This window comes from Lactiplantibacillus sp. ME-2 (assembly GCF_022549155.1).
Classification (GTDB): domain Bacteria; phylum Bacillota; class Bacilli; order Lactobacillales; family Lactobacillaceae; genus Lactiplantibacillus; species Lactiplantibacillus plantarum.
Genome location: NZ_JAKZEQ010000068.1, coordinates 1 through 6,213, shown reverse-complemented (window position 1 = coordinate 6,213; position 6,213 = coordinate 1). Strand labels below are relative to the sequence as shown.

At 37.7% G+C, this 6,213-nt stretch carries 6 protein-coding genes and 1 pseudogene; 5 read left to right on the top strand and 2 right to left on the bottom strand.

Annotated elements, in window-relative coordinates; all coding sequences use genetic code 11:
• The first annotated feature begins 74 nt into the window (after positions 1–74).
• Complete coding sequence (locus tag MMY95_RS14785) at positions 75–977, top strand: YitT family protein (RefSeq protein WP_241277770.1); 903 nt, start codon at positions 75–77, stop codon at positions 975–977.
• 212 nt (positions 978–1,189) lie between these two features.
• Here MMY95_RS14785 and prgO read toward each other — a convergent pair whose 3' ends face one another.
• On the bottom strand, positions 1,190–1,477 hold the full coding sequence (prgO, locus tag MMY95_RS14780) for a DNA segregation protein PrgO (protein WP_063493512.1): 288 nt from the start codon (positions 1,475–1,477) through the stop codon (positions 1,190–1,192).
• Entirely contained in the window at positions 1,461–2,378 is a 918-nt protein-coding gene (gene prgP / locus MMY95_RS14775; RefSeq protein WP_241277769.1) for a ParA superfamily DNA segregation protein PrgP, read from the bottom strand. The genes prgO and prgP overlap by 17 nt, the downstream gene beginning before the upstream one ends.
• Positions 2,379–3,153: 775 nt before the next feature.
• Between prgP and MMY95_RS14770 the strand changes: the two genes are divergently transcribed.
• The 4 genes and pseudogenes from MMY95_RS14770 (at position 3,154) to MMY95_RS16130 (ending at position 6,113) form a co-directional block, all read left to right on the top strand.
• The gene (locus MMY95_RS14770; protein WP_241277768.1) at positions 3,154–4,686 is read left to right on the top strand and encodes a primase C-terminal domain-containing protein; all 1,533 of its coding nucleotides are present in this window, start codon (positions 3,154–3,156) and stop codon (positions 4,684–4,686) included.
• A gap of 304 nt (positions 4,687–4,990) precedes the next feature.
• Positions 4,991–5,665 carry a hypothetical protein gene (locus MMY95_RS14765; RefSeq protein WP_241277767.1) on the top strand — a complete coding sequence of 225 codons (675 nt, stop codon included), beginning with the start codon at positions 4,991–4,993 and terminating at the stop codon, positions 5,663–5,665.
• Positions 5,666–5,844: 179 nt separating this feature from the next.
• Positions 5,845–5,946, top strand: a pseudogene (locus MMY95_RS16135) (replication protein); the annotation flags it as partial.
• A 71-nt stretch (positions 5,947–6,017) separates the two neighbouring features.
• On the top strand, positions 6,018–6,113 hold the full coding sequence (locus MMY95_RS16130) for a hypothetical protein (RefSeq protein WP_241277771.1): 96 nt from the start codon (positions 6,018–6,020) through the stop codon (positions 6,111–6,113).
• The last annotated feature ends 100 nt before the right edge of the window (positions 6,114–6,213 follow it).

Genomic DNA, 6,213 nt, shown 5'->3' with positions numbered 1-6,213 from the left:
ACATAGTAAAACCCCCAAGGTTAGATTTGGTGTCCAACCTTAGGGGTTCACTTTAAACATTTTGGAGATGAACTATGTTTTTTAAAGATTGGACAAAATACAATAGTTTCGAATTAGTTATGATTACGTTGGGATGTAGCATTTATGCGTTCAGTCTAGATTTAGTCTCTATTCCAAGTGGCTTGGCAGACGGCGGTCTGAGCGGAATAACTCTGATTATTCGTCATTTCTTTCATATTAACTTGGGAATTAGTACTTTATTTCTGAATATTCCATTGATACTAATTGGGTTGCGCTACTTAGGCAAGCGCATGATGGCTTACACTATTTATGGCACCATTTGTTTATCACTATTTCTAATAATATGGTCACAGCAGCCTCTGATCCAACCACTACCATTGAGAAATGATTTATTATTGTCATCACTGGTTGCAGGGGTGTTATCAGGGCTGGGAATTGGTCTGGTTTTTCGTTATAACGGAACTACTGGTGGTAGTGATATTATTGCTCGGGTTGGCCAGAGAAGTTTTGGATTTTCTTCGGGAAAAGGAATTTTGATTATTGACTACGTAGTATTAGGGCTATCACTATCATACTTAGATCTGTATCACATCGCGTACTCGCTAATTGTTAGTTTCGTATTATCTAAAGTAATTGATATGGTCCAAGAAGGGCCCAATCGTGCTAAGGTATTATTCATTGTGTCAGATAAAAGCCAAAAAATTTCCCAATTAATTGATGTTTCTTTAAATAGAGGATTGACATATTTGCAAGCTGAAGGTGGTTATCGGTATGATCAAAAGCAAGTGATTTATTTGGTGGTTCAACCGCGGGAAATTCCACAATTGAAGCAATTAATTAAAGCGATTGATGAACGGGCATTTGTGACGGTACTGGATGCCCATGAAGTGATTGGAGAGGGCTTTAGTTATCAACGCAAAAGATACCATGTTAATTGGCAGCACAGTAAAGAATAAAAATTAATAGACGTTTTAATATGAAAAAACGGCTATAATCTACTAGTACAACTATAAGGAGGGTAAAAAATAGAAATTAAATAAAAGTATACTAAATATATTTGATATATTTAGTATACTTTGAAATAGGACGTTTTTAATGGCTTAACTTTATTTTTATGACCTTTAAAATATATTAAATATACTTAGTACATTTAATATATTTAATGTATTTATTTTTTTCGCCTCATATCATAGATTGCTCTTTCCGAAGCAGTTAATGTTGCTAAATAAGCATTCATTGCAACATCTACAACTTTATACATTGGCATATCTTTAGCGTAACTTAGGTTTTGAATGAGTTCTAATACTGGTGGATCAACCTGTATAGGTTTTCGATCCTTGGCCTTAAAACCCTTTTCGCCATAAGTGATTTTGGCGTCATCATCTATTTTTGTCGGTTCGTTTCTAACATCAATTTTAGGTTTCGAATCGATATTATCTCTATTCAGCAATCCCATCTAATTGTATCTCCTTCCCAGCTGGTAATGTAGTATTAGTCATTGAATCAAAATAATGTGATTCATATCGAAAGTCTTTAACATCTCCAGTTTTTTCAAATGATTCAATTCTCAATTCTAATTCGGTAAACAAATCTGCAAATAAAGCAAACATTTTTCTGTCATTGTAATCGTTTAATGAAAAGCCATTTTCTCCAAATGCTTCAAGTCGGTCGTGATTTTTAACAATAGTGTGAAAAACATTATCTTCACCGTAACGCGCAACAGTTTTTTTGTAATTTAAAAGTTGTGTCTTTTTTCTGGAGGAAAGTAATGCAGGTAATATGCCAGCTACTTGAAACTTTGCTTCGTTTGGGAAGTTATTCAACATGGGTTGTAAATAATTTCTAATGAAATTACTTGTGCCTTCCATTGCCATTCTTTTTACTTCTTGTACAGCAATAATATAATCAGTAACCATTATTATTGCGTCCACTACTGAATCGGTAGACGGAGCTACATCGAAAAAAATGTAATCATACTTTGGACGGATTTCATCGACCATTTTCTTGAAATAAAAATACCGTTCACGTTTGTTTTTAGAATTATCAATTATTGAGTCCACTAATTCGTGTTCGGCAATTGACCCTGCAATTATGTCTAAGTTTTCAGTCAAAGGCATAATTGCATTTTTTAAAGTTCCAGTTTGAGCAGCTTTTACAAATGATTGTGGAAATTGATTTACGTTAAAGGTTCTTTTGATGTTATTAGTAGTATTCGCTTGTAAGTCGACATCGATTAAAAGAACTTTCTGATTGAATAATGCTGAATTACTGGCTACTATCGCTAATAGATCTGTATCTGTTGTTTTACCGACTCCGCCTTTTAAGTTTGTTAATACTACAACACGGCCCTTTTTCAATTTAATAAACCTCCTAAGTATATTTGATATATTCAATAATTTAAATATACTAGATATATTCAATATATTAAGAATACTAAATATATTGCGAATTGTCAAAAATATATTTAGTCGATTTGACTTTACTTTTGTTCATTCCTACAGTATTATTAAACATAAAGATAAATAAAAAAAGCGTTGTTTTGAAGGCTATTGGAAGTAACCTTCAAAACAGCAAATCAAGTACCAAGGCTACTTGATCGCCTTTAACGCTCGTCTTTATAGATGGCTAGCTAGGATATGAACTACTAAAAGTAGTCAACTCTAGTTGCCTGATAGGAATATTATACTAAACCTATTAGGATTATGCCAGTCGAAAAGTCGAGTTAAACGCATACATAGGTTTAGTTAAAGCAGATTAAGTTACCCCAGTGGGCGGCTTAATCTGCTTTTTGTTTGGTTAAGGCTAAAAGGGAGAAGTACTTCATGTTTATTGAAAACTGTTAAGCTAATCCCAATCAAAAATTAAATAAACAAAAAATCCCCGTGGGGCTGATCACGGGAACTCATAGAACTACCAAAGAATGAGTTAATTGTACTAGTGCCAGTTACGTTTGGCAAGGGTACAGTTTGATGAATTTGACCGCCCTAAGAGCCAAGTTGGGGTTTAAATACCAAGTAGCCACGTTAACTGGAGCGATTGCTTAAAAATCTAGTGTTTGAACGTTTAATTCTAATACATAAAAATGATGACTAAGAACGCTACGGCGTTCTTTTTTAGTAGGGGGTGAGCAGTATGTCAGCGATGAAAACAGCACAACAAGCGATTGATTTGATTTTGCATCAAGGATTACGGGAAACTAAAGCCCAGCATAGTAACGTCTTGAAGTTAGAAAAAACGATTCCGGGGAAGCAAAATAAGCAAGGTGCGATTGCCATGTATCGCAGTAAAGCCCAAATGTCGAAAAGCTGGGGGACGATTTATACCTCCAAAGAAGCAGTCTATGATAACTATACGACCAGCACGCATTGGACGCCCAATGTTTTTAATTATCTTACCTATACAGATGCGACTAAGCATTATGTAAAAGGGGCTAAGGAACAAAATTTAAGTCAGATCAATACGTTAGTGGTTGACGTTGACTACCGTGATGTTGAGGAGCGCCAAGCGAAGTTTGCCGAGGTTTGGGACACGGCAATGTTAGACGTACAGTTTCTCCCAACCTTAATTTTGGCGACTACCAAGGGCTATCATATCTATTATGTCTTTGATGAGCCAGTGTTCGTCCGTCGTCACGCTAATGGAAAATTGCCGGCAGTGCGTGCGGCTAAAGCGATTGCTAAGTCATTAAAGCAATACTACGCGCAAAAATTGCCGGCGGTTGATGTGACTTGCAACAGCTTTGGTATTTTCAGAGTCCCGCGGCCAGACAATATTGAATACTTTGAGCCTAAAATGACGGTTGACTTCCAAGCTTTAATGACTTGGAGTATTAATTTTGCGAATGATCAGCACCAAATTAAGGCTCAAACTATTCAACGGTCTTTTAAGGCTCGGCGGACTAGTCGCCAGATTGACCAACCGTGGTTTCAAGCCTTAATTAACCAAACGGACATTGATCAAAACGTGGGCTATGGTCGGCACAATACAATCTTCACGCTGGCCTTAGCTTGCTATTCCTCAAATGTCTCGCAAGCCCAGTGTTTTGATATTTTGGACGAATTTAACAGCAATCTTAATCACCCGCTGGCGACACAGCACGTTCAAAAAGTAATTAATGATGCTTATTCAGGTCAGTTTCATGCGGCCAGCCGTGAATATGTGAATGCGTTGCTAGAAAATTGGGTTCCCGATGCTGACAGGCGGGTTTATTTGCAGCGTTCGCAAACGACCTGGTACAAGTATGCGAAGCCGCGCACAGAACGCGTTAATAGTCACGTTCATGAATGGCAAGCTGATCTCATGGCTTACTTTAACCAAAGAATTTCCCAGGACAATAATTGGTTTACCAAAACATCTTTACGTCACATTTCTAAAGGATTAAATATTTGCTTAGGTAGTCTAACCAAAGCCCTGAATAAATTGATTGACCAGGGCTTAGTTTATCGTGAAAAAGGACATGGTCGTCAAGCAACCATGTTTGCGACCCGGAGTAGCCTATTGCAACATGCGATGAGTTTACAACGCCAACAGCGATTAAACTATTGGCTAACGGTGGCTCGGTTATTAGAACCCTCAGAAGAATTAGTGGCGTTACAACAACTGAGTCTTGATGCTCGCCAAGACCATCACCGCAATGCCCAATTGAGCTTGCTAGATACGGGTTAAAATTTAGTGTTCTAAAATGCCATTACGTATTTATAGTTCTGTACACGGTTTTCTTGGTTGGGGATTGAGTAGGTATGGTGGGCTAGACTAGGGTGTTATTTAAATTCTAGTTGTCCCGTCGCCTCCAAACCGTTGAGAAATCGCCGCGTTCGGCAGGCATACTATTCTTAACCGATCTTCTCGACCCAGGCGGTTTTTAAGCCGGAAAATTTCGGCCAATACTATTTGATGGTGAGTAGTGTTGCTCGCTTTTGATGAGCAGTAGTTAAGCTAACTGTAAATTGAAAGTGAGAGGGGTTTGATTATGATAACTTTTTTTCAGTGGTTAGTGGTACTAGCGTCCGGTTATCAAGTGTCCGAAGCGTTGTTTAATAATAACCAATTAGGAGATAAGATTTTTAATTGGGGTGGCAGTTCTTTAGGAGAGCAGGGTGATGGAGTTGTTAAGTTTTATCTATCATGGCATGCTGTCTTGCACAGGGATATTTTAGCGGTTCAGAAGATTATTGGGACGGTCAATGGTTGGATTTTATTAGGTCTGAATCACACGGCTCAGGCTTTAGAGAGTGTGTTCATGGCGGTTTTAAAACTGTTTGGCTTTTTTGCTAATTTTAATGTTGGTGAGATGGGGACCCTTTATAAGACCATCGTGTTATTAGGATTTACGCTTTTAACTGTTGGGTTAGGTTATTTGCTGGTTGAGAATATTTTTCGGGCAAAGACGAAGTTACACGAGGTTATCACTAACCTGGTGGTGGTAATTGCAATCTTAGTAATGTTGCAATTTGGCACTAATTTGTTTAATCAATTCGCGATGGCTGGTGCCCAAGATATTGTAGGTAATAATGGCAGTGGTGTAACCAGCATTGCGGTCCAACCGGTTCAGAATAATATTGTCGATTCAGTTTTCAATTTAATCAAGACCTTACAAAATAGATTAAGTATATTTTACAAAACATTCCTAATTTTTGTAAGGTAGATTGTAAAAAGTTGGACTTTTTCACAGCCAATTTCTCGCCAGCAGGAATTGAAAAACAAAACCACGACCTGATAGATCATGCTAATGACTTCTTAACTAATGAGGATAGTGGCTTACCAGTTTTCTTAGAACCCGAAGCCGTGCAGCTACTTAGCTTTTGGTGCCGAACTCAAAAACAAATGCGTCGCTTCATTGGCATTATCTTAAATGCTAAGTACCGAGTTAAGAAGAATCATAAAGATATTGGGGCCCCAATTCATCTTGACGACGAAGAACTGAAGCCTTTAATGACTAAAGCCTTGAGGAGCTACTTTAATGCCCTGAGAAGCACATCAAGAACGTTGAGAACTACTTGTATGGCACCATGCAAAACCTATTTGGCGTTTGGTGGAATAAACAGGCGGCTAGAGAATATGCGGCCAAGCACGCAGACGATGAGCGTGCTTGAAACCAAAAGGCTATATAAGCTCGTTTAAGCTGTTTTGAACATTATATTAAATGGTAGATTGCAAATTTAATCCGAATTTTTGGACAAATTTGTCAGCATA

Bases quoted from the DNA above. Each gene is read 5' to 3' on its own strand.
- MMY95_RS14785 (WP_241277770.1), top strand. From the start codon at position 75: ATGTTTTTTAAAGATTGGACAAAATACAATAGTTTCGAATTAGTTATG.
- MMY95_RS14770 (WP_241277768.1), top strand. From the start codon at position 3,154: ATGTCAGCGATGAAAACAGCACAACAAGCGATTGATTTGATTTTGCAT.
- MMY95_RS14765 (WP_241277767.1), top strand. From the start codon at position 4,991: ATGATAACTTTTTTTCAGTGGTTAGTGGTACTAGCGTCCGGTTATCAA.
- prgO (WP_063493512.1), bottom strand. From the start codon at position 1,477: ATGGGATTGCTGAATAGAGATAATATCGATTCGAAACCTAAAATTGAT.